The organism is Geopseudomonas aromaticivorans (genome assembly GCF_019097855.1).
In the GTDB taxonomy this organism is placed as follows: Bacteria; Pseudomonadota; Gammaproteobacteria; order Pseudomonadales; family Pseudomonadaceae; genus Geopseudomonas; species Geopseudomonas aromaticivorans.
Genome location: NZ_JAHRGL010000030.1, coordinates 197879 through 216424, shown reverse-complemented (window position 1 = coordinate 216424; position 18546 = coordinate 197879). Strand labels below are relative to the sequence as shown.

18 protein-coding genes are annotated in these 18546 nt (G+C 62.5%); 6 read left to right on the top strand and 12 right to left on the bottom strand.

From position 1 onward, the window contains the following. Complete coding sequence (locus KRX52_RS12415) at positions 1–897, bottom strand: GNAT family N-acetyltransferase (protein WP_217682043.1); 897 nt, start codon at positions 895–897, stop codon at positions 1–3. Then, positions 897–2672: a lipid A export permease/ATP-binding protein MsbA gene (msbA, locus tag KRX52_RS12410; RefSeq protein ID WP_217682042.1), complete on the bottom strand. Its 1776-nt coding sequence runs from the start codon at positions 2670–2672 to the stop codon at positions 897–899. Before msbA ends, KRX52_RS12415 begins: the two co-directional genes overlap by 1 nt. Before the next feature lie 34 nt (positions 2673–2706). Between msbA and KRX52_RS12405 the strand changes: the two genes are divergently transcribed. Next, positions 2707–3327: a BUD32 family EKC/KEOPS complex subunit gene (locus KRX52_RS12405; protein ID WP_217682041.1), complete on the top strand. Its 621-nt coding sequence runs from the start codon at positions 2707–2709 to the stop codon at positions 3325–3327. Positions 3328–3334: 7 nt separating this feature from the next. Here KRX52_RS12405 and KRX52_RS12400 read toward each other — a convergent pair whose 3' ends face one another. The 3 genes from KRX52_RS12400 to KRX52_RS12390 all read right to left on the bottom strand — a co-directional run bounded on the left by KRX52_RS12400 (position 3335) and on the right by KRX52_RS12390 (position 8192). Further along, positions 3335–3982 carry an acyltransferase gene (locus KRX52_RS12400; protein ID WP_217682040.1) on the bottom strand — a complete coding sequence of 216 codons (648 nt, stop codon included), beginning with the start codon at positions 3980–3982 and terminating at the stop codon, positions 3335–3337. 48 nt (positions 3983–4030) lie between these two features. Continuing rightward, positions 4031–6037 carry an acyltransferase family protein gene (locus tag KRX52_RS12395; RefSeq protein ID WP_217682039.1) on the bottom strand — a complete coding sequence of 669 codons (2007 nt, stop codon included), beginning with the start codon at positions 6035–6037 and terminating at the stop codon, positions 4031–4033. A gap of 166 nt (positions 6038–6203) precedes the next feature. Further along, positions 6204–8192 (bottom strand): acyltransferase family protein, encoded by a 1989-nt coding sequence (locus KRX52_RS12390; RefSeq protein ID WP_367890542.1) that lies wholly within the window; start codon positions 8190–8192, stop codon positions 6204–6206. Between the two features lie 233 nt (positions 8193–8425). On the opposite strand from KRX52_RS12390, the gene KRX52_RS12385 reads away from it, so the two are divergent. From KRX52_RS12385 to KRX52_RS12370, 5 genes are all read left to right on the top strand, one after another. Next, the gene (locus tag KRX52_RS12385; protein WP_217682037.1) at positions 8426–8668 is read left to right on the top strand and encodes an NAD-dependent epimerase/dehydratase family protein; all 243 of its coding nucleotides are present in this window, start codon (positions 8426–8428) and stop codon (positions 8666–8668) included. A gap of 82 nt (positions 8669–8750) precedes the next feature. Further along, complete coding sequence (cysQ, locus tag KRX52_RS21080; RefSeq protein WP_217682036.1) at positions 8751–10196, top strand: 3'(2'),5'-bisphosphate nucleotidase CysQ; 1446 nt, start codon at positions 8751–8753, stop codon at positions 10194–10196. Continuing rightward, positions 10193–10366: a hypothetical protein gene (locus KRX52_RS12375; protein WP_217682035.1), complete on the top strand. Its 174-nt coding sequence runs from the start codon at positions 10193–10195 to the stop codon at positions 10364–10366. Before cysQ ends, KRX52_RS12375 begins: the two co-directional genes overlap by 4 nt. 43 nt (positions 10367–10409) lie before the next feature. Continuing rightward, positions 10410–10544 carry a hypothetical protein gene (locus KRX52_RS20980; RefSeq protein WP_302850375.1) on the top strand — a complete coding sequence of 45 codons (135 nt, stop codon included), beginning with the start codon at positions 10410–10412 and terminating at the stop codon, positions 10542–10544. Between the two features lie 53 nt (positions 10545–10597). Further along, a complete protein-coding gene (locus KRX52_RS12370) occupies positions 10598–11818 on the top strand; it encodes a hypothetical protein (protein ID WP_217682034.1) in 1221 nt (406 codons plus the stop codon). Between the two features lie 42 nt (positions 11819–11860). On the opposite strand, the gene KRX52_RS12365 is transcribed toward KRX52_RS12370, so the two are convergent. Genes KRX52_RS12365 through KRX52_RS12335 form a run of 7 tightly spaced genes read right to left on the bottom strand, consistent with a single transcriptional unit; the run spans position 11861 to position 18545 of the window. Next, positions 11861–12943 carry an acyltransferase family protein gene (locus KRX52_RS12365; protein WP_217682033.1) on the bottom strand — a complete coding sequence of 361 codons (1083 nt, stop codon included), beginning with the start codon at positions 12941–12943 and terminating at the stop codon, positions 11861–11863. A gap of 17 nt (positions 12944–12960) precedes the next feature. Continuing rightward, positions 12961–13998, bottom strand: a complete 1038-nt coding sequence (locus KRX52_RS12360) for a hypothetical protein (RefSeq protein ID WP_217682032.1) — start codon at positions 13996–13998, stop codon at positions 12961–12963. Beyond that, positions 13995–14618, bottom strand: a complete 624-nt coding sequence (locus tag KRX52_RS12355; RefSeq protein ID WP_217682031.1) for an acyltransferase — start codon at positions 14616–14618, stop codon at positions 13995–13997. Before KRX52_RS12355 ends, KRX52_RS12360 begins: the two co-directional genes overlap by 4 nt. Positions 14619–14665: 47 nt before the next feature. Then, positions 14666–15538 carry a glycosyltransferase gene (locus tag KRX52_RS12350; RefSeq protein WP_217682030.1) on the bottom strand — a complete coding sequence of 291 codons (873 nt, stop codon included), beginning with the start codon at positions 15536–15538 and terminating at the stop codon, positions 14666–14668. Next, positions 15535–16743, bottom strand: coding sequence for an O-antigen ligase family protein (locus KRX52_RS12345; RefSeq protein WP_217682029.1), 1209 nt, complete (start codon positions 16741–16743; stop codon positions 15535–15537). The genes KRX52_RS12350 and KRX52_RS12345 overlap by 4 nt, the downstream gene beginning before the upstream one ends. Before the next feature lie 25 nt (positions 16744–16768). After that, the gene (locus KRX52_RS12340; RefSeq protein WP_217682028.1) at positions 16769–17569 is read right to left on the bottom strand and encodes a polysaccharide pyruvyl transferase family protein; all 801 of its coding nucleotides are present in this window, start codon (positions 17567–17569) and stop codon (positions 16769–16771) included. 10 nt (positions 17570–17579) lie between these two features. Then, positions 17580–18545, bottom strand: a complete 966-nt coding sequence (locus tag KRX52_RS12335) for a glycosyltransferase family protein (protein ID WP_217682027.1) — start codon at positions 18543–18545, stop codon at positions 17580–17582. Position 18546: the final 1 nt, after the last annotated feature.

Sequence of the window (18546 nt, the reverse complement as noted above, 5' to 3'; positions counted from 1 at the left end):
TCACACCTGATAGACCGGCACCCGGTGGCACCAGCGATCCTTGTATTCGCGGTCGGCGCGACCGAAGGAGTAGCGCAGCGGCTTGCCCAGGGCGCGAGCCTCTTCCCAGGCGGCCTGGGTATTGACGAAGCTCAGCACGCTGCCGGGGCTGAACTCGCGCTGCTGCGGATCGACGCCGCCGTTGATGTATTCCAGCGAGACCCATTGCGGCGCCTCGACCCGATAGAGGATCTGGATCGCCACCGGCGCATCGTCCAGATAGACCAGCGAACCAGTCATGAACTCGCGCAGCAGGGCGAACACCTCGCCCAAGTGCGCCTTGCCCGGCACAGCGAATCCCCAGCGGCGCTCGAACAACTCGGTATAGATCGCGGCCTGCTCGCCGGGCGACAGCTCGAGCATCGGCCGGATCGCCCCGCCCGCCTCTTCCAGCAGACGCTGCTCGCGGCGCTGGTTGTAACGAAACTTCTTGCTGTAATCCTCGGGCGCGCGGGCCAGCGCCAAGCCTTCCGCTTGCTCGCGCAGGGTGCTGAAGCGCTCGGCATTCAGCGCGGAGACATAGCGCGCCCGATGGCGCAGCGGCACACAGACGCCCTCCGCCACCGGCAGGATCAGCTCGGCGTTGCCCAGGTCGAACAGCCCGCGCTTGCCCTGACGCTTGAGCACGTCCTTGGCCAAGGCGATGTGCCGGCCCCAGGTGGGGATGGCCGCCTGGAGTTCGCCGTTCACCGACCAGCCCAAGTAACGTACCGGAATGCCCGCCAGACCGGCCAGGCGCTCGACCACCTGCGGATGGGTGGCGACGCTGCCGCCGAAACGCTGCCAGGCCGTCGCGTAGTCGGCCGCAGATATCTCGCTCCAGCCGCGCTCGCGCCAGAAGCGCAGGGATCCCAGCATCAGAGGGTCGCCTCGCGGCCTTCGTCCAGGCCCATGGCGTGCAGCCGCGCATAGTGGCCATTCTGCGCCAGCAGTTCAGCATGGGTACCGCGCTCGACGATCTGGCCCTGATCCATCACCAGGATCAGGTCGGCCTTCTCGATGGTGGACAGGCGGTGGGCGATGACCAGAGTGGTGCGACCTTGCATGACCCGGTCCAGCGCCGCCTGGATATGCCGCTCGGACTCGGTATCCAGTGCCGAGGTGGCCTCGTCGAGGATCAGCAACGGCGCGTCCTTGAGCAGCGCACGGGCGATGGCCAGACGCTGGCGCTGACCACCGGAAAGCAGCACGCCGTTCTCGCCGACATCGGTATCGAAGCCCTGCGGCAGCTTGTCGATGAACTCCTTGGCGTAGGCGTCCGCGGCCGCTTTCTCGATGGCCTCGCGCGGCGCCCCGGCCAGATCGCCGTAGGCGATGTTGCTGGCCACACTGTCGTTGAACAGCGTCACCTGCTGGGTGACCAGGGCGATATGCCGGCGCAGGTTGCGCAGGGTGTAGTCCTCGACCTCCACCCCGTCGAGGAGGATCTGCCCCTCGCCGTGCTGGTAGAAGCGCGGGATCAGGTTGGCCAGGGTCGACTTGCCGCTGCCGGAACGGCCGACCAGCGCGACCATCTGTCCCGGCTCGACGCTGAAACTGATGTCGCGCAGTACCTGCTTGTCGGTTTGCGGATAGGCGAAACTGAGGCTCCTCACCTCAAGACGGCCAATGACACGCTCGCGCTCGACAGTGCCCGCATCGGTTTCCGGCGGCTCGTCGAGCTGGCCGAAGATGCTGTCGGCCGCCGCCAGGCCCTTCTGGATGTTGGGACTGACTTCGGACAGCTGGCGGATCGGTTTGGGCAGCAGGCCGGCGGCAGTGATGTAGGCGATCAGATCGCCGGCGGTCGCATCGCCGCGCAGGAAAAGCACCATGTACATGAGGCCGGCCATGCCGGTGTAGATCACCAACTGCAGGCTCGGGGTATAGATCGCCTGGGTGCGAATCATGCGCATGCCCTTGCCCATGTTGTCGCTGCTGGCCTGGCGGAAGCGTGCCTGTTCGTAGGCTTCACCGCCGAAGCTGCGCACCACGCGGTAGCCCTGGATGGTTTCCGAGGCGATGTGGGTGACATCACCCATGCTTTCCTGGATTTTCTTGCTTTGTTTGCGGAACTTCTTGCTGGCCATCGACACCATCAGCGCGATCAGCGGCAGGATCGCCAGCAACACCAAAGTCAGCTTCCAGTTCATCCACAACAGGTAGCCGAACAGGAAGATCACCGTCATGCCTTCGCGGATCACCACCTTGATCGCATCGGTGACTGCGCTGGTGACCATGGTCACGTTGAAGGTGATCCGCGAGATCAGGTGGCCGGAGTTGTGGTTGTCGTAGTAGCGGTTGGGCAGGTTCAGCAGGCTGTCGAACAAGGTGCAGCGCAGGTCATGCACCACGCCGCGAGCCACCTTGGCCAAAAAGTAGTTGCCGAGGAACGAACCTATGCCCTGATAGACGGCAATGAGTACAATCGCCAGCGGCACGCCATGCATCAGCGGAATACCGAGCAGCTCGGCACCGTTCGGGCTCTGCAGACCGTCGAGGAAGTACTTGAGCATATGCGCCAGCATCGGCTGGCTGGAAGCGAACAGCAGGAAGCCGGCGATGCTGAGAGCGAAGGCGACCCAGTAGGGCAGCACGTATTTCAGCAGACGCAGGTAAACCTTCAGATCGGATTGTCCGACGGAACCGGCCATGGCGTGGCCCCTTGTGACTGGCTAGAGAAAACGGATGCGGATTGTAACAGCGAACGAATGGCAACAGTGGCTGGACCAGGGCGTGGTCCTGGAGCGGGATGGTCGCGGCCCCAAGGTGATACGCCTGAGCGACGGCCAGCTGTTGAAGATCTTCCGCCCCCGGCGACGCCTGTGGCTGGCGGGCCTGAAGCCGCAGGCCTGCCGCTTTGCCGCCAACGCACTCCAGCTGCAGGCGCGCAAGGTGCGCGCACCGGTGGTGGGCGAGTGTTTCTGGGTGGATCGCGCCCAGGCGGTCAGCGCCTGCCTCTATACGCCGTTGCCCGGCACCTCGCTGGATCGCCTGTACCAGCAGTCGCGCGAAGAGTTCGACGCCCTGCTGCCTGAGCTGGCCGTTTTCATCAACTCGCTGCACCGGCGCGGCATCTATTTCCGCTCGCTGCACCTGGGCAACGTACTGCGCCTGCCCGATGGCGGCTTCGGCCTGATCGACTTTCTCGACATGCGCTTCAAGCGCGGCCCGTTGGGCGCGGGACTGGTCAAACGCAACCTGGCCCACCTGCAGGGTTATCTGCAGCGCAGCAGGATCGACGATTTTCCCTGGCAGGCGCTGCTGGCGGCCTACAAGCAGGCCTGCGCAGACGCACCCAAGGCCTGAGCCGAACCTACAGCCGCCGGCGGTCCCAGCGCGTACCGCGCTTGACCACCTTGGCCGGCACCCCGGCGACCACGCAGTTGCCCTCATCGAATGCGCGACTGACCAGCGAGCGGGTAGCCACCACGGTTTCCGGGTGCAGCACTACCCCCTTGAGGATCTGCACATCGCGACCGATCCACACGCGATCGGCGATGCGGATATCCCGCGAGGGGTTGAGGCGCGCGCCGGTCTGCGCATCGAGGATCGAGTGCTTGTCTCCGGTCCGGATGATGATATCGGTAGAGAACATGCAGTCACGCCCGATATCGATACTGGCCGCCTCGTCGACCAGCAGGTAGGCGCCCTCGACGGTAGTGTCCGCGCCGAAGCGGATGTGCTGCCCCCTGGTCCCGCGCAGATAGATCTTGCCGCTGCTGAAACGCACGTTGGCACCGATCTCGATCAGATTGTCCTCCCCATCCAGACGGATCTCGCAATGGGTCAGCTCGACGTTCTCACCGATGATCAGCCGGTTGTTGCGCCCACCCAGCTTGATCGTCACCTTCTTCAGGTTGCGTTCGCTGCTGCTCGGCAGCTCCAGCCGGTTGCCGGGTTTGATCGTGCGGCGATTCTTGTAGGCCAGATTGCGCAAATGCAGGGCTAAACGTTGCAGCATGGAAACCTCATGTCGTTCGGTGCCAAACGTGCGTTGCAAAGTATCGGGTTATCGCTTTTGGGCCATGGCCGGAGAACCTGCCGGCGCTGACTGATCGGTAAACACCCGAGCGAACATCGGCACCAGGCGACGGTTACCGGTTTCGCTCAGATGGTCGTCATCGACATACAGCGGCAGCCCGTCGCGGCTGCCGTAGCAGTACTGCTCGTCGCACAGATAGGGCAGCGGATCCAGGATGTGCGCGCCGCACTGACGGGCCGCCTCGTCCTGCAGGCCCCAGACGAAGGCATGACGCTGGCGGTACTGGTCACGGGTAATCGACACCTCATGCGGCAAGCCACGCTGCATCGCCCGCCCGACGGCCTTGGGCACATCGGCCGGCATTTCCGGCACCGGCCTGAGCAGGTACAGCGGGCGATGCCGTGCCAGCTGGCAGACCGTATCCAGGTAGTGCTGGCGGAACTCGGCCTGAAACGCGGGATCGTTGCCATCGGCCTTCTGCGAGAAATACACCATCGGGTGCGGCGGCTTGCCGCCGGGCGCCGGCAGCTCCCCCAGCGCATAGGCCGTCGTCCGGTTGATCAGAATCAGCGGCGTGCCCGGATACAGGCTGTCCAGCCCGGCGACCACCTCCTCCAGCAGACGCCGGCAGTCGTCCCGCTCGCCCTTGCCGGCCCACTTGGCGCCGAAGACGAACAGGCAACCGCTCTCGGCCTTGAAGTACACGCCCTCGCCGCTCCCCGGCAAGGCTGCGGCCACCGCCGTCACCAGAGCGTCGGCATGGCTGTCGCCGACAACCAGCGCGCGAACCTGTTGCCCGCCGAAGATGCAGCGCGCGTCGGCGCTCAGGCACTCGTCCTGGCGCGGATTCTTGTTGTGCCGCTCGGCCTCGACCCGGGCCAGCACCTCGGGCAGGCGCGCGGGGAAACCGCTGCGCCGAACCAGCTGGGCGGACACCGCGACCACGACCAGACAGGTAACCAGCCAGACGGCACTGCGCACATTGGTCCGGCTCGCCAACCAGCGACGCGCCGGCACCTCGACCAGAACATAGGAGACGTGGCCCATGACTAGTGAGAGCGCCAGCCCCACCACGATCCAGGCCACCTCGTTGTGTCGGTCGAAATAGACCAGCCCGGCCACCAGCGGCCAATGCCACAGGTAGATCGAGTAGGAACGGGTGCCCAGCCACTGCGCCGCAGCGCTCCCGGTCCAGGGCGACGACGCCCTGCCCGCCAGCAACACCAGCGCCGTGCCGACGGTCGGCAGCAGAGCCAGGGCGCCGGGCCAGGGCAGGGACGCGTCGATCAGGGCAATGCTCGCAGCGACCAAGGCGATGCCGAGTCCCTCGACGAGGGCCGGCCAGCGCTCCGGCAGACGCATCTGCCGCCCCAGCAGGAAGACGCTGCCGCCCAGCAGCAGTTCCCAGGCCCGCGACGGCAACAGATAGAACGCCCGCACCGGCTGCTCGAAAGTGAGCAGCAGGCACCACGCGAAGGAAGCCGACAAGGCCAGCAGATGCACCGCCAGCAGCGGCCGCGACTGCGGCAGCACGCGGGCCAACAGCATGAGGAGCAGCGGATAGATCAGGTAGAACTGCCACTCGACCGACAGCGACCAGGTATGCAACAGCCACTTCTCGTGGGAGGCGGCATCGAAGTAGCCGGACTCGGAGAGATACTGCAGGTTGGAGCTGAACAGCACGCTCTCCCGGGCATGGCGCCCGAGGGTCTGGTAATCGCTCGGCATCAGCAGGAGCCAGCCGACCACCAGCACGGCGAACACCAGCACCAACAGCGCCGGCAGGATTCGCCGTGCGCGCGCCAAGTAAAAGCCGGGCAGATTGAAACGGCCTGTATCCAGACCGCCGACGACGATACTGGCCATCAGGAAGCCGGAAATCACGAAGAAGATATCGACCCCGGCAAAGCCGCCGGCGAACCCCGCCACATTGAAGTGATAGAGCACCACCGCCACCACGGCCCATGCGCGCAGGCCGTTGATGTCGGCACGGAAACCGTCGCCGCTCGCCGCAGCTGCAGAAACTTTCGGCACATTACCCCCATGGATGCAGCGTGCCGAAACCAGCCCTGCCTGCTCCTCACCGCGCCCTAACGATCAATCCGGATGAAACACCGAGCGCAGCATCATAACATCCGACCATCTGCGCCATGCACACGGACACTTCGGGGCCAGCGCAAGCCCTTTCGACGCAAACGAGTCAGTGCGGCGCCTGCGCAGCGAGCAGGGCAAACACTTGAGCGAACATCGGCACCAGCAGACGGTTGCCAAACTCGCTCAGGTGATCGTCGTCGACATACAGCGGCCAACCATCTCGACTGCCGTAGCACTTCTCCCGATCGCACAGGTACGGCAAAGGATCGAGGATCTGCGCCCCGCAGCGCTGCGCCGCCTCGTCCTGAACGGCCCAGATGAAGGCGTGGCGCTGGCGGTACTCATCGCGGGTAATGGAAACCTCGCCCTGCTTGCCAAGCAGCATGGCTCGCCCCAGCACCTGGGGAACCCTATCGGGCATTTCCGGAATGGGCCGTACCAGATAGAGCGGATGCTGCCGGCTCATCTGGCAGACGCTTTCCACATAGTTGCGCCGAAACTCCTCTAGGTACTCGGGCGTTTGCGTCGCCGCCGGCCGCGAGAAGTACACCAGCGGCTTGCCGGGGTTCTTGACCCCCGGTGCGGGCAACTCGCCCATCGCATACAGCGAGGTGCGGTTGATCAGGATGATCGGCTTGCCGGGAAACAACTTATCCAGGCCTGCGGCCAATTCCTTCTTCAGGCCAGCGCACTCGTCCCGACTGCCCTCGCCTGCCCACTGGGCAGCAAAGACCGTCAGGCAGCCGCTCAGCCCCTTGAAGTAGACCCCCTGCTCCGCACCGGGCAGGCTGGCCGCCACCGCATTCACCACGGCATCGGCGTGACTGTCGCCGATGACCAGGGCGCCGACCTGTTTCCCGCCATAAATGCAGGAAGCGTCCGCCGCGAGACACTCGTCGATACGCGGATTGCGGTTGTGCCGCTCCGCCTCGATTCGCGCAACCGCCTCGGGCAGACGCTCGGGGAAGCCGCTGCGGCGCACCAACTGGGCGGACACCGCAACCACGACGACACATGCAACCAGCCAGACGGCGTTGCGTACGTTGCTCTTCTTCGCCAGCCAGCGCCGTGCGGGCACCTCGACCAGAGCATAGGATGCATGCCCCAGCAAGAGCGAAGCCATCAGGCCGGCACCGACCCACAACGGCGCCTGCTCGAGTTCGAAGTAGACCAGTCCGACCGCCAGCGGCCAGTGCCACAGATAGATGGAGTACGAGCGCGTACCCAGCCACTGCGCGAGCCCGCTGCCGGTCCACGGCGAGCCCTGCCGCCGCGCCAGCAGAACTAGAGCCGCGCCCAGCGTGGGCAGCAACGCGGCACTACCCGGCCAGCGTGCGCCGGCATCGATCAGCACGATGGCAGCGACGACGAGGGCGATCCCCAGCGACTCGAGCAGGGCTACGCCGCGACCGGACGGGCGCAGCCGCCCTCCCAGCAAAAACACGATACCACCGAGCAACAGCTCCCAGGCACGAGCCTGCAGCAGGAAGAAGGCCTGACTCGGCTTGCCGGTGCTCAGCACCTGACAAAGGACGAAGGATGCCATCAGCACCAGGACATGCGCGCCGAGCAACGCCCGTCGCCCCGGCAGCAGCTTGGCAAGCACGAGCAGAACCAGCGGATAAATCAGGTAGTACTGCCATTCGACCGACAGCGACCAGGTATGCAGCAACCACTTCTCATGGGAGGCGACATCGAAGTAGCCGGCTTCAGCGAGATAACGCAGGTTAGAGCTGAATAGCAGGCTCTCGCGCGCATGCTTGCCCAAGGTCTGATATTCCCGCGGCATCAGCAGGAACCAGCCGACTACCAGCAGCACGCCGACCAGCACGATCAGCGCTGGCAGGATCCGGCGGGCGCGAGCCAGATAGAAGTCCGGCAGGCTGAAACGTTCGCCATCCAGACCGCCGACCACGATTCCGGCCATCAGGAAGCCGGAGATCACGAAGAAGACATCGACCCCGGCAAAGCCGCCACTGAACCCGGGCACATTGAAGTGATAAAGTACTACAGCCATCACGGCCCAGGCGCGCAGGCCATTGATGTCGCTACGGAAGCCCTCGCCCCCTGCGCCAGCAGCAGAAATCCTCGGCACATCTCCCCCCATGAATACTGCGTGCCGAAACCAGGCCTGCCTGCTCGTCACTGCGCCCCGACCATCACTTCAAAGCGCGGCATTATAGCACCGCGCCATCCCTGACGTGCTGGCCGCACGCCGGGTTCATGTTGCCGCTCCGGCACCGGACAATTATCCTGCGGGCTGCAACGGAAGCGCCTGCCAGTCTGGCGACAGCATTTCTTCACCCCAACTGCTATTGGCCCTGCCCCATGAAAACCCTCGTCACCGGCGGTGTCGGCTTCATCGGTTCTGACATGTTTCGCCACCTGCGCTCGAGCACCGGCCACGAGTTCGCCAATCTCGACAACGGCAAGCGCGCGTCCACCAGGCCCCGTGGCGCAAGAAACCTTCAAATCGGCAGTCGGCCATGGCGGCAGCATGGGCTGACGGGCAACGCCCCCAGGCAACGTTATGGCTGGCTGGACCACAGGCCTGCGAGCGCACACGGTTGATCTCACGGCCCACCCAGACAGCTTGGCAATCGCTGCCCGGAACCGACTTAACGCGCCTCACCGCACCTTTCACGAGCACTCCATGATCGATATTCAAGCCGTCCGCCATATAGCCGAAAGCGCTGGCCAACTCATCATGACGGTCTACCAGCGCGACTTCAGCGTGCAGGACAAGCCGGATGCCAGCCCCCTGACCGAGGCTGACCTGCTGGCCCATCGACACATCCTCGACGCGCTCACCGCACTGACGCCGGAAATTCCCGTCCTTTCGGAGGAGGCGGCGGATATCGACGGCGAGGTACGCTGCCGCTGGAGCCGTTACTGGCTGGTTGACCCGCTCGACGGCACCAAGGAGTTCATCAAGAAGAACGGTGAATTCACCGTCAATATCGCCCTGATCGAAGAGGGCGAGCCGGTCATGGGCGTGGTGCATGCGCCAGCCTTGGCCGTCAGTTACTGGGCCGCTCGCGAGAGTGGGGCATTCAAATCGGTAGGTCGGGAGCCAGCCCAGCCCATTCGCGTGGCGCCGCTGCCCGGCGATCACCAGCCATGGCGAGTGGTCGGCAGCCGCTCGCACGCCTCGCCCGAGTTCAATACCTTCATGGCCGACCTGCCCGACGCCGAGCTGGTAAGCATGGGCAGCTCGCTCAAGCTGTGTCTGGTAGCCGAAGGTCGAGCCGATCTCTACCCGCGCCTGGGACCGACCAGTGAGTGGGACACCGCGGCCGCTCATGCCGTGGTCAGTGCCGCCGGCGGGCGGGTATTGTCCTGGCCCGACCTGCAGCCGCTGCGCTACAACCAGCGCCCCGACAGCCTGCTCAACCCCTTCTTCATGGTCTGTGCCGAGCCGCATTCGGCCTGGTTGCCGGCCAGCACCGCCGAGGCAACCGGCATCGTTTACGAACATCGCGTACACGACAGCAAGTCGGAGGTGGTCTGGCACCGCACCCAGGTCAGTCAAGCCATGCGCGCCGCCAGCCTCCAGCAACGTCCATGCTGCATCTGGCTGACCGGTCTGTCCGGCTCGGGCAAGTCGACCATCGCCAACGCCCTGGAGCTGGAGCTGCATCAATCCGGCCAGCATACTTTCCTGCTCGACGGCGACAATGTGCGCCAGGGACTGAACCGCGACCTGGGCATGAGCGCCACCGACCGGGCGGAAAACATTCGCCGCATCGGCGAGGTAGCCAAGCTGATGGTGGACGCCGGGCTGATCGTGGTGACCGCGTTCATTTCGCCGTTCCGCGAGGATCGCGAGCGGGTACGCGCCATGTTCGGCAAAGGCGAGTTCATCGAGGTGTTCGTCGATACGCCTCTGGAAGAGTGCGAAAAGCGCGACCCCAAGGGCCTTTACCAGAAGGCACGGGAGGGCAAGATCCGCGACTTCACCGGTATCGACTCCCCCTATGAGGCTCCGGCCGATGCCGAAATCGTCCTGTACACCACGCAGATGGATGTCAAGCAGTGCGTCGCGCACATTCGCTCGGTCCTCGCGCAGAAGCCCGCAGAGCAGAGCACCGCACCATGATAGGCATCGTCTCCGCCGGCAACTTCGCCACCCGCCGGCCCCTGGCCACCCCGGGCGCCTGCAAGGCATCGCTGCCGATCGCCGACCAGCCGATGTCCGACCGTCAGGACCCGCTGTCGGCCGAGCAATTGGCTCGCCACACCGCCGCGCAAGACAAGGCTGCCCGATGAAGGTCATCGAAGCGACTCTGCCGGCCATGCCTACGGTTTCTGCGTGCTCAGCGAGATCGCTGACTTCCAGTACAAATGCGCCGACTTCGGTGCTGGAGACAGCAAGCTGCACGACGCCTGCCGGATTCCAGCGTCCGACTGGAAAAGCGATCTCGGAACCGTGCTGACAGGCATCTGAGACTGCCGCCCTCACGCATCAAGAACCCTCTCAGGCGCCCTGCGGGAGCATCCATGCCCAACCCCAAAAAACTGATCCTCCACATTGGCTTCCCCAAGACCGGCTCCTCGGCACTGCAGTCGTTCATGAGCGCCTCCGTGCCCTTGCTGGCGCGCGCAGGAGTGCACTATCCCAGCCCGGAGCCACAATCCTATATCGACAAGGGACTGTGCTCCGGCAATATCGTGCAACTCCTCTACGATCTCGACTATGTGGACACCGAGAAGGGAGTCGTGAAGTACCATCAGGACTTCAATCGACTCTTCGATCACATGATCGAGGCCGCCCGTCAATCCGACAAACCCTGCACGCTGTTTTCCGGAGAGGTGTTCTCGCAGTTCCCCGAAGAACATGTCGCGCTGCTGGCCGAGAAGACCCGCGACTTCGACGTGAGCGTGGTCGCTTTCGTACGCGATCCCTTCGACTTCGTCTGCTCCTCCTGGAAGCAGCGCGTCAAGAGAAGCGGGGCCTGCGACGACTTCAGGCAGGATGTCGAAACGAGAACCCGTGCCGGGGATATCGAAATGCTCGACGGCTACCGGAACTTCGACAGGTACTTCCAGGATTTCCGGATAATCAACTACGACCGCAGCAAGAAGGACGTGATTTCCGCCTTTCTGAACACCTCTGGCATCGAGCTTGACCGCGAACGGCCCGCTGCGGAAGCGAGCGGCAGGATCTTCAACAAGTCGCTGACCGCATCCCAGGCGAACCTGATCATCCAGATCAACTGCGAGTTCAAGGGATCGCCGATCGGCGCATTGTTCGTCGAGTTCCTGCTCAGACAGCCGTCGCAGGGCAGGGACACCTTCTACGATCGCGAGACGCACGCCGGGCTGCTGGAGGCGTACCGTGCAACCCTCGCCAGCATCAACCTGCGCCTGCCGGCCGGCGAAGCCCTTGCCACTACCCCGCGTGACCGCACGGAGTCTTCCGCCCACATCGACCCGCAGGATATCGCTCACCTTCTGGCGTTCTTCAAGCAGACCCTGCGCTACAAGCCGAGCAGCAACCCGCTGCGCAAACTGATGAATCTGGCCCTGCGCCTATTCTGGCGCCGCCTGCCGCTGAACTTCGATCCGGCCTCCTATGCCCTGCTCAACCCCGATCTTCCCCGCCGAGGCAGCAATCTCTACGCCCACTACATCGAGCAAGGACGCGAGGAAGGTCGCCCCTATCGCCTGAAAGGGCTGGAGAAAGGCTTCCAGTGGGAAGAACAAGGAGATCGGCAATAGGCCAGCTCCGCCCCGACGTCCGGCGGGGCTTGCGTCGGCGCGTCAGGCGCCGACGGCCGCGCGCCCGTCGGGTTGCGGCGCCTTGGCCCGGGTGAGCGTCAGCGCCGGCTTCTCGACCCAGTGCCAGGAGCCCAGCGCGCATAGCAGCGCGCCGAGCGTGGCCAGAACGACCATGCTCCACAAGCCGATGCCGGGCAGCAGGGCCGCCAGGGCCTGCTGCAAGGGGAAGGCATACAGGTAGAGACCGTAGGAATAGTCTCCACAGCGGTTGTAGGCGCGGACGCGACCACCCGGCACATAGGCCAGGAACAGCACCATGTACGGCAGGACCAACACGAATAGCGCCGCGAATGCACGGGGGTCGAACGCCGCCCCCAGCAGCCCGGCCAGCATCAGCAGGAAGACCCGCCAATCCATCGGCACATGCCGCCGGCCTATCTGCAAGGCGGCACCGGCAAAGAACATGGAAAGCAGGCGCAGCGTCGGATCGTCCGGAGCCCCCTGGGCAATCTCGACCAGGCGCAAGACGACCGCCGCGACGCAGACCACCAGCACCGCGACTCGGAACGCCTGCATCCGCCGCTCGCGCAGCAGCCCGAGCAACAGCCACAAGCCCAGCAGGTAGCCGTACATGCGCAGCTCCTGCGGCAGCGTCCACAGCGAGCCGTTGACGGCCAGGGGATAGGGGTTGCTCTCGAACACGCCCGGCAGCTTGTAGGTCACCCCTCCCAGCAGGGTGACGTTCTTGTAGAAGTACTTGAATACCTCCTTGCTGGAAAAATACTCCGCCAAGGACAGCCGGGTCAGCCAGGGCCCCAGCAGCAGCACCGTCAAGGTCACCATGACCAGCAGCGCCGGGAACACGCGATAGAAACGTCCCTTGAGGAAGTCGACAGACGACTGGCGGCGCAACAGGCTGCCGCAGACCAGAAAGCCGCTGATGACGAAGAAGATATCGACCGCAACTCCACCGAGGCTCATGCCCAGCAGAGCGCGCAAAGGCTCGCCTGCGCCCTTGCCGTCGGTAAGGGCATAACTGTGGCTGTAGAGCACGGCGAAAGCCGCCAGCACGCGCAGCAGATTGAAGTTGTTGTCGTGCCCGGCAAGGGCGGCATTGGCGTTCATTTACTCACCGTCATCAGTCAGAGGCCCAGCAGGTCACCCAGGTAACTCTTGCGCACCTGCCGCGCCGAGCGCAGATCAGGCTTGAACAACTGCCGCTGGCCGATCAGGAAGGCCAGGTAGGCCTCCGCCTTGCGCGAGTCGATGCCAACCTGCTCCAAGCCGTCGGGCAAGTCCCCCGCTTCCAGCTCATGGAACACCCCGGTGCCCGTGCCTATGCCCTTGCCGAAAGCCACGACCGGCATGTTCATCATCGCCGCCTCGAGCAGCAACGTGGAGTTGATGCCGACCACCAGGCCGAAGTCGGCCATGGTCCGGTACACATCCACGGAGCTTTCCTGATAGCTGACGTTGGCGTGCCACGGCAGGTTGGCCACCGGCGCGCTCGGATGCGGCCTGACCACGAAGCGATAGGCCGGGTAGCTCTGCGCCAAGCAGTCGACAAACTCGGCCATGCGCCGGAAGGGCGAGGCCAGGGTGATGTTGGTGTCGCTCTCGTCCTGCAGCGGCACGAGGATGGGCTTGTCGAGATCCGGCGCCTTGATCGCGAACGGCGGCGGCGAGGCGAAGAAGCCCAAGCCGGCCTTCTTGCGGTAGAACTCGCGGCGCCGCTTGTTGAACTCCTTGCGCGCCGCCGGCAGACAGTCGTCGTAGTGGCGACCGCTGAAACTCACCTCGGCATTGGTGCCGCTCGTATCGAAATACACCGTGCCGGCCTGGGGGAACCAGCCCAGCTCGGAAAACAGCACCTTCACACCATGGGCCTCGAGGCGAGCCCGGGTTTCCCGGTCGGCGTCCAGACGCCCGCCCCAGATGAAGGCATGGGTGAAGCGCTCGCCGGACAGCAGCTCATCGAGCGCGGCATGGTCGGCGACCCCGTGACACTCATGAGCTGCGAAGGCTTTCCTGCTGCGGATCTGCGGATTGAGGGCGAATGTCACCCGATGCCCCAGGCGCTGCAGACTGCGCGCCAGATTCAAGTAGTAGCCCGAGACGCTGCCCCAGCGCTCGGGACGGTCCTGCACACCAACGGCAAGGGTGAAGAGATAGCTGTTCATAGGTTCGACTGGACTTCCTTGACTCGTCGGGCCGGCGTACCGACATAGATGCCGCCATCCTCCAGATCGCGGGTCACCAGGGATCCCGCGCCGATGACGACATTCTTGCCGATGCGCACCCCGGTGAGGATCACCACGTCGGCGCCGATCCAGACGTTGCTGCCGATCCGCACGCTCCCGGAGATCAACGGCTGACGGGAGAACGGCAGGTCGGGATCGCTGACATCGTGGCTGGTGGAGATGATCCGCACCCCAGGCCCGATGATCACGTCGTCTCCGATGTCGATCTCGCCCGAGCCCTGCAGCCAGTTGTAGGCGCCGATGACCGAGCGCCGACCGATCGACACCCGCCCGCCGCACTCGATGATCGCGTAGTGGCGGATCTCGGCCTGATCGGCGAGAGTCAGACTGCCTTCCCGGGCCAGATCGATGACACAGCCCCCGCGCAGGGCGGCCTTGTCGCCCAGGCGCAGCACCGAGCGCTTGCCCACCTTGATCGAGCAGGCCTTGTCAAAGCGGCAACGCCTACCGAAGTCCAGTTGCGGTCGCTCCCGGCGCAGCAGATGCGCGGCCATGATCGCCAGGCGAAACAGCCGCGGCCGGATCAGCTCAAGCTTCATCAGCCCCCCCGACGAAAAAACGGTACAGCAATCGTCCAGCCACCATCTCAGTGCCCACCGGCCATCATGCGCCAGAGGCCGCGCAAGGTCTTGCCATTCCAGAAGCGCACGGGAAGACCGCGCAGCAGCTCTCCGGCCAGTGCCCGGTCCGTACCCGCGCACTTGAGCAGCATCGAGTTGCAAAAACGCGCGCAGACCTCGGCATAGGCCGGATGATCGGCGAAGTGCGCATAGGTCTTCAGCACGTTGTCCACCATGAAGCGGTAGTTCTTGTAGGTGTTGGTCGCGTGCACCCGATAACGGGCCAGCACGTCGGGCAGGACGTCCAGACTGTAGCCGGCACGAGTGATCTTCAGCTCGATCAGCAGATCCTCGAGACGGACCTGCGGGTCAAAGCCGCCGACTTTCTCCAGCGCCTCGCGGCGAAACAGCAGGGTCGGCGCCGGCGCTCCGGGCTTGCGGTCGAGGAAGACGTCCTCGAAGTCCAGGCGGCGCAACGGCAGGTTCTTCGGGGCATCGCGAAAGTCACCGTGCTCGTCGATCTCCTGGATATTGCCAGCGCAGATGCCCACTTCCGGCTTGCCCTGCAGGTAGGCGACCTGCCTGGCGATGCGCTCGGGCAGCATGATGTCATCGGAGCCGAAGGGCGCGATCAGGCTGCCCTTCGCCCGGGCGATGGCTTCGTTCAGGGTGCGTGACAGCCCCTGGTTCCGCTGGACACGGAAGTCAAAGCCGTGCGCTTCCTGCAGACGACGGATGCGCTCGACGCTGTCGTCCTTCGAGCCGTCGTCGACCACCAGCAGCTCGAGGTTGTCATAGGTCTGGGCGAGCACGCTCTCGATGCTCGCCTCGATGTAGGGCGCATGGTTGTACGACGCGATGATCACGCTAACCAGCGGGCGACTTGCTTCCTTGTTCAATGCATCAGCCTCCTTGAGTAATCACGCAACCAGGTACCCAAAGGCTCTGCCTCCTTGCGTGCATCTAGATACTTCTTCACCACCGCCCCCCGCACCTCGAGAACAGCCATGAGGGTCGGAATCCAAAAATATATCCAAAATGGCTTTGGCGAACTCACCATGCCATTTCCGGTAGCGATCAGCCCACCCCAGCCAATCAGCGCAATACCCAGCCAGCGCGACCGCCCCTTAAGGGCGACCGCAAAAAACGTCAATGCAAAACCCAAAAGGAAAACCACCCCACCAATCCCGCCCTTATAAAAAACCGAAACATAACTGCTATGCGGATGATAAAACTGACCCAGAAAGCGATAATCATCCGCACCACAACCCAACCATATTCCACACTCGGAAACGACTCTACGAACCGCATCCACCCAGATATCAAGCCGATAACTCATCCCCCTCTCCAGCAGCAACTCCCCCCACCCGGAAAAGTAAAGAGCAGCAGCCAAAAAGGCCACCACCAAGCTTCCGAACCAGAAAAGCCCTCCACGCAAAGCATAAAAAAACAGAAACCCCAGATAACCCAGAAGAGCCGACCTCGACTGAAAAACCAGAACACACATCAAAACCATCAAATTCAGAAAAGCGAACCCCAGGAGGAAAGCCAGCCGAGAGCGCTGCGAAAGACAGTTATCAAAGTAGAAAACCCAGAGAAAAGCCCAGCCACTGACAATACTCAACCCCCAATAAACCGGATTTATCTCCCACCCTAGAAAAACGGCATACCGAGACCAGGAACCACCAAAAAACCCCTGCCAAAGGCATTCAGCGGCAGCAATCAGAAACAGCAAAGTACTAAAAACGGCAAACCCAAAGATTACTCGCTCCAAATACCCCTCAACCCAAAGAAGCATGCAGGCAGAAAAAAACAAGACCATATAAATAATCTTCTTTAAATCCGCCAACTCCGAAGAGCAAAAAACAACCAAACCGGCAATAGCGACGAAAAGCCAGGCAAACCCAGCCAAAAAAACCGGCAGCGCGCGAGGCTTCCAAAGCAACCACCCGACACAGGGAATAGCGATAAACGCATAAAAAATATTATTTATAGCCTTTGAGGAAAGGGGGAAATAAAAAGAAACCAGAAAAACAAAAAAAGCCACAGAAAGAGCGACCCCAGAGCGCCCCCCTCCTAAAAAAGAAAACTCTTTCCCTCGCATGCTCAAGACCTACCAAAAGAACAAGTCATAAAAATTTTCCAGGAAAACTGGAGATCAAACCAGATTTCAGCCCCTCAATACCTGGCCGAGAATAGGACTCAGAAAAAACCTTGAATATCTGATCAACATCAAGACAATCGAATGAATTCAACGTAACTGGCGGCAACATGGCGAAAACCGAATAATAATCGCAGAACTTAAGCTCATCGATTATCCCCTGCGTGAACCTGACGCGCACATTCGGAATCCCCAGCGCATCCGCCACCACAAGTCCATGCAAGCTCGATGAAATAATAAAATCGCAACTGGCCATCTGCCTGAGAACGGGCTCGACGCCAGAATACACATCTATAAGACATACGGCGGGATTGAGCTCCAAAAGCCTCAAGGCATCCGGATGCTGGCGATCGACATAATGCGGGATAAATCCGACCTTATACTTCTTCACGATCGGCCAGTTGACCAAGAGATCCGCCAACAGGCCTGGATCGCCAAGGGCGACATTTTCCGCCCCCCCCTGAATACGACTCAACGTTTCCAAGCCACGCACAGCATGATAATAGTGGCGACCGCTGAAGGTCTCGCCAGGCTGTCCGCAACCGGCCCCCCAGACATGGATACGCCGCTTGAAGCCTAAAAACTTGGCCTTTCTTTCATTGCCCAAAATAGTACCGAGCGCCATCATGTCGGCCCGCGACAAGGGCGCATACTCTACGGACTGCCCAGAAACGGCGGCCACAATCAACGGAGAAAGAAAATCTCCGAAATTTCTTTTCCCGGGGTCTCGCTTGCCCGCTCCACGATGCCAGTAAAGCTTTATAGCCACTACTTACCCCTCACTTTCTGCGCAGGAAAAGCGCACAAAATACAGCAGCCTTCCAATCCTTACTGACAACGGGCCGACAATCGGCCGCAATCAATCCATAAAAATGGCTCGCCTGAGCCCAATAATCCATAAACCTGCTTACGTGTGCCTTACCTGCGGCAGAAACTCTCGGGCCCAAAGATGGATCCTCGCGAAGCCGACTCAAAATCGCCGAAAAACCGGCGAAATCATCGTACAGGAGCACGTTTTCACCATCGACGAGCCCAAGCGCTTCCTCCTCACCACCGCCCTGCCTGTGCGCTACCAGCAGACAGCCACAGGCCATGGCCTCGAAGTTCTTGGCCATGTACTCGCCCAAACCGATATCAGCACTGACGAAGACCCGGATACGATTGAGCATCTCTCGGTACTCATCGCCAGGCGAGGTCCGCAGCGTCTGCACACCGAATTTGGCGGTGGCATTCTCGAGAAACGTACGACGCTCCTCGTAGGCATCGCTAGCCAGCCGCCCGATGAAGCCCAACTCGATATCTCGCGAGCGCTGCGTGTCATAAAGCTTCGAGCTGTCATAGCCCTTGGGCAGAAAACAGGCATCCACCCCCAGCGCACGAAATCGTTCAGAAACTCGATACCCGGTAAAAATCACCCGCGCCTGCGGAACCTTGCGATAGAAAGCGGAAAACTTGCCAAACCAGCGAGAACTCCGAATGAACTCCTGGCATGCGTCCTCTTCATACAGAACCAGGCCAGCAATAGCGCTCAGCAAACGTGCGTGACGAGAGACATGGCGAAAAAGCAGGTCCAGCACGACGCGATCATAAGATTCAAGATCAAACCGCTTTAAAACCGCACCCAAGTGACGCTGCTCCTCCTTGGTCACATAGTGCAAGTCAACATCAGCGAGCTGTTGCAAACCCTCCCAGAGCAGATGATTGTCTGGCTCACGAGGCTTGCTGGTCAGTATCAGTACACGCATC

Coding starts and splice junctions, on each gene's coding strand:
- KRX52_RS12345 (WP_217682029.1), bottom strand. CDS start 16,743: ATGCGAGGGAAAGAGTTTTCTTTTTTAGGAGGGGGGCGCTCTGGGGTC.
- KRX52_RS12360 (WP_217682032.1), bottom strand. CDS start 13,998: ATGAACAGCTATCTCTTCACCCTTGCCGTTGGTGTGCAGGACCGTCCC.
- KRX52_RS12415 (WP_217682043.1), bottom strand. CDS start 897: ATGCTGGGATCCCTGCGCTTCTGGCGCGAGCGCGGCTGGAGCGAGATA.
- KRX52_RS12335 (WP_217682027.1), bottom strand. CDS start 18,545: ATGCGTGTACTGATACTGACCAGCAAGCCTCGTGAGCCAGACAATCAT.
- KRX52_RS12405 (WP_217682041.1), top strand. CDS start 2,707: ATGCGGATTGTAACAGCGAACGAATGGCAACAGTGGCTGGACCAGGGC.
- KRX52_RS12355 (WP_217682031.1), bottom strand. CDS start 14,618: ATGAAGCTTGAGCTGATCCGGCCGCGGCTGTTTCGCCTGGCGATCATG.
- KRX52_RS12365 (WP_217682033.1), bottom strand. CDS start 12,943: ATGAACGCCAATGCCGCCCTTGCCGGGCACGACAACAACTTCAATCTG.
- cysQ (WP_217682036.1), top strand. CDS start 8,751: ATGATCGATATTCAAGCCGTCCGCCATATAGCCGAAAGCGCTGGCCAA.
- KRX52_RS12400 (WP_217682040.1), bottom strand. CDS start 3,982: ATGCTGCAACGTTTAGCCCTGCATTTGCGCAATCTGGCCTACAAGAAT.
- KRX52_RS12370 (WP_217682034.1), top strand. CDS start 10,598: ATGCCCAACCCCAAAAAACTGATCCTCCACATTGGCTTCCCCAAGACC.
- msbA (WP_217682042.1), bottom strand. CDS start 2,672: ATGGCCGGTTCCGTCGGACAATCCGATCTGAAGGTTTACCTGCGTCTG.
- KRX52_RS12375 (WP_217682035.1), top strand. CDS start 10,193: ATGATAGGCATCGTCTCCGCCGGCAACTTCGCCACCCGCCGGCCCCTG.
- KRX52_RS12385 (WP_217682037.1), top strand. CDS start 8,426: ATGAAAACCCTCGTCACCGGCGGTGTCGGCTTCATCGGTTCTGACATG.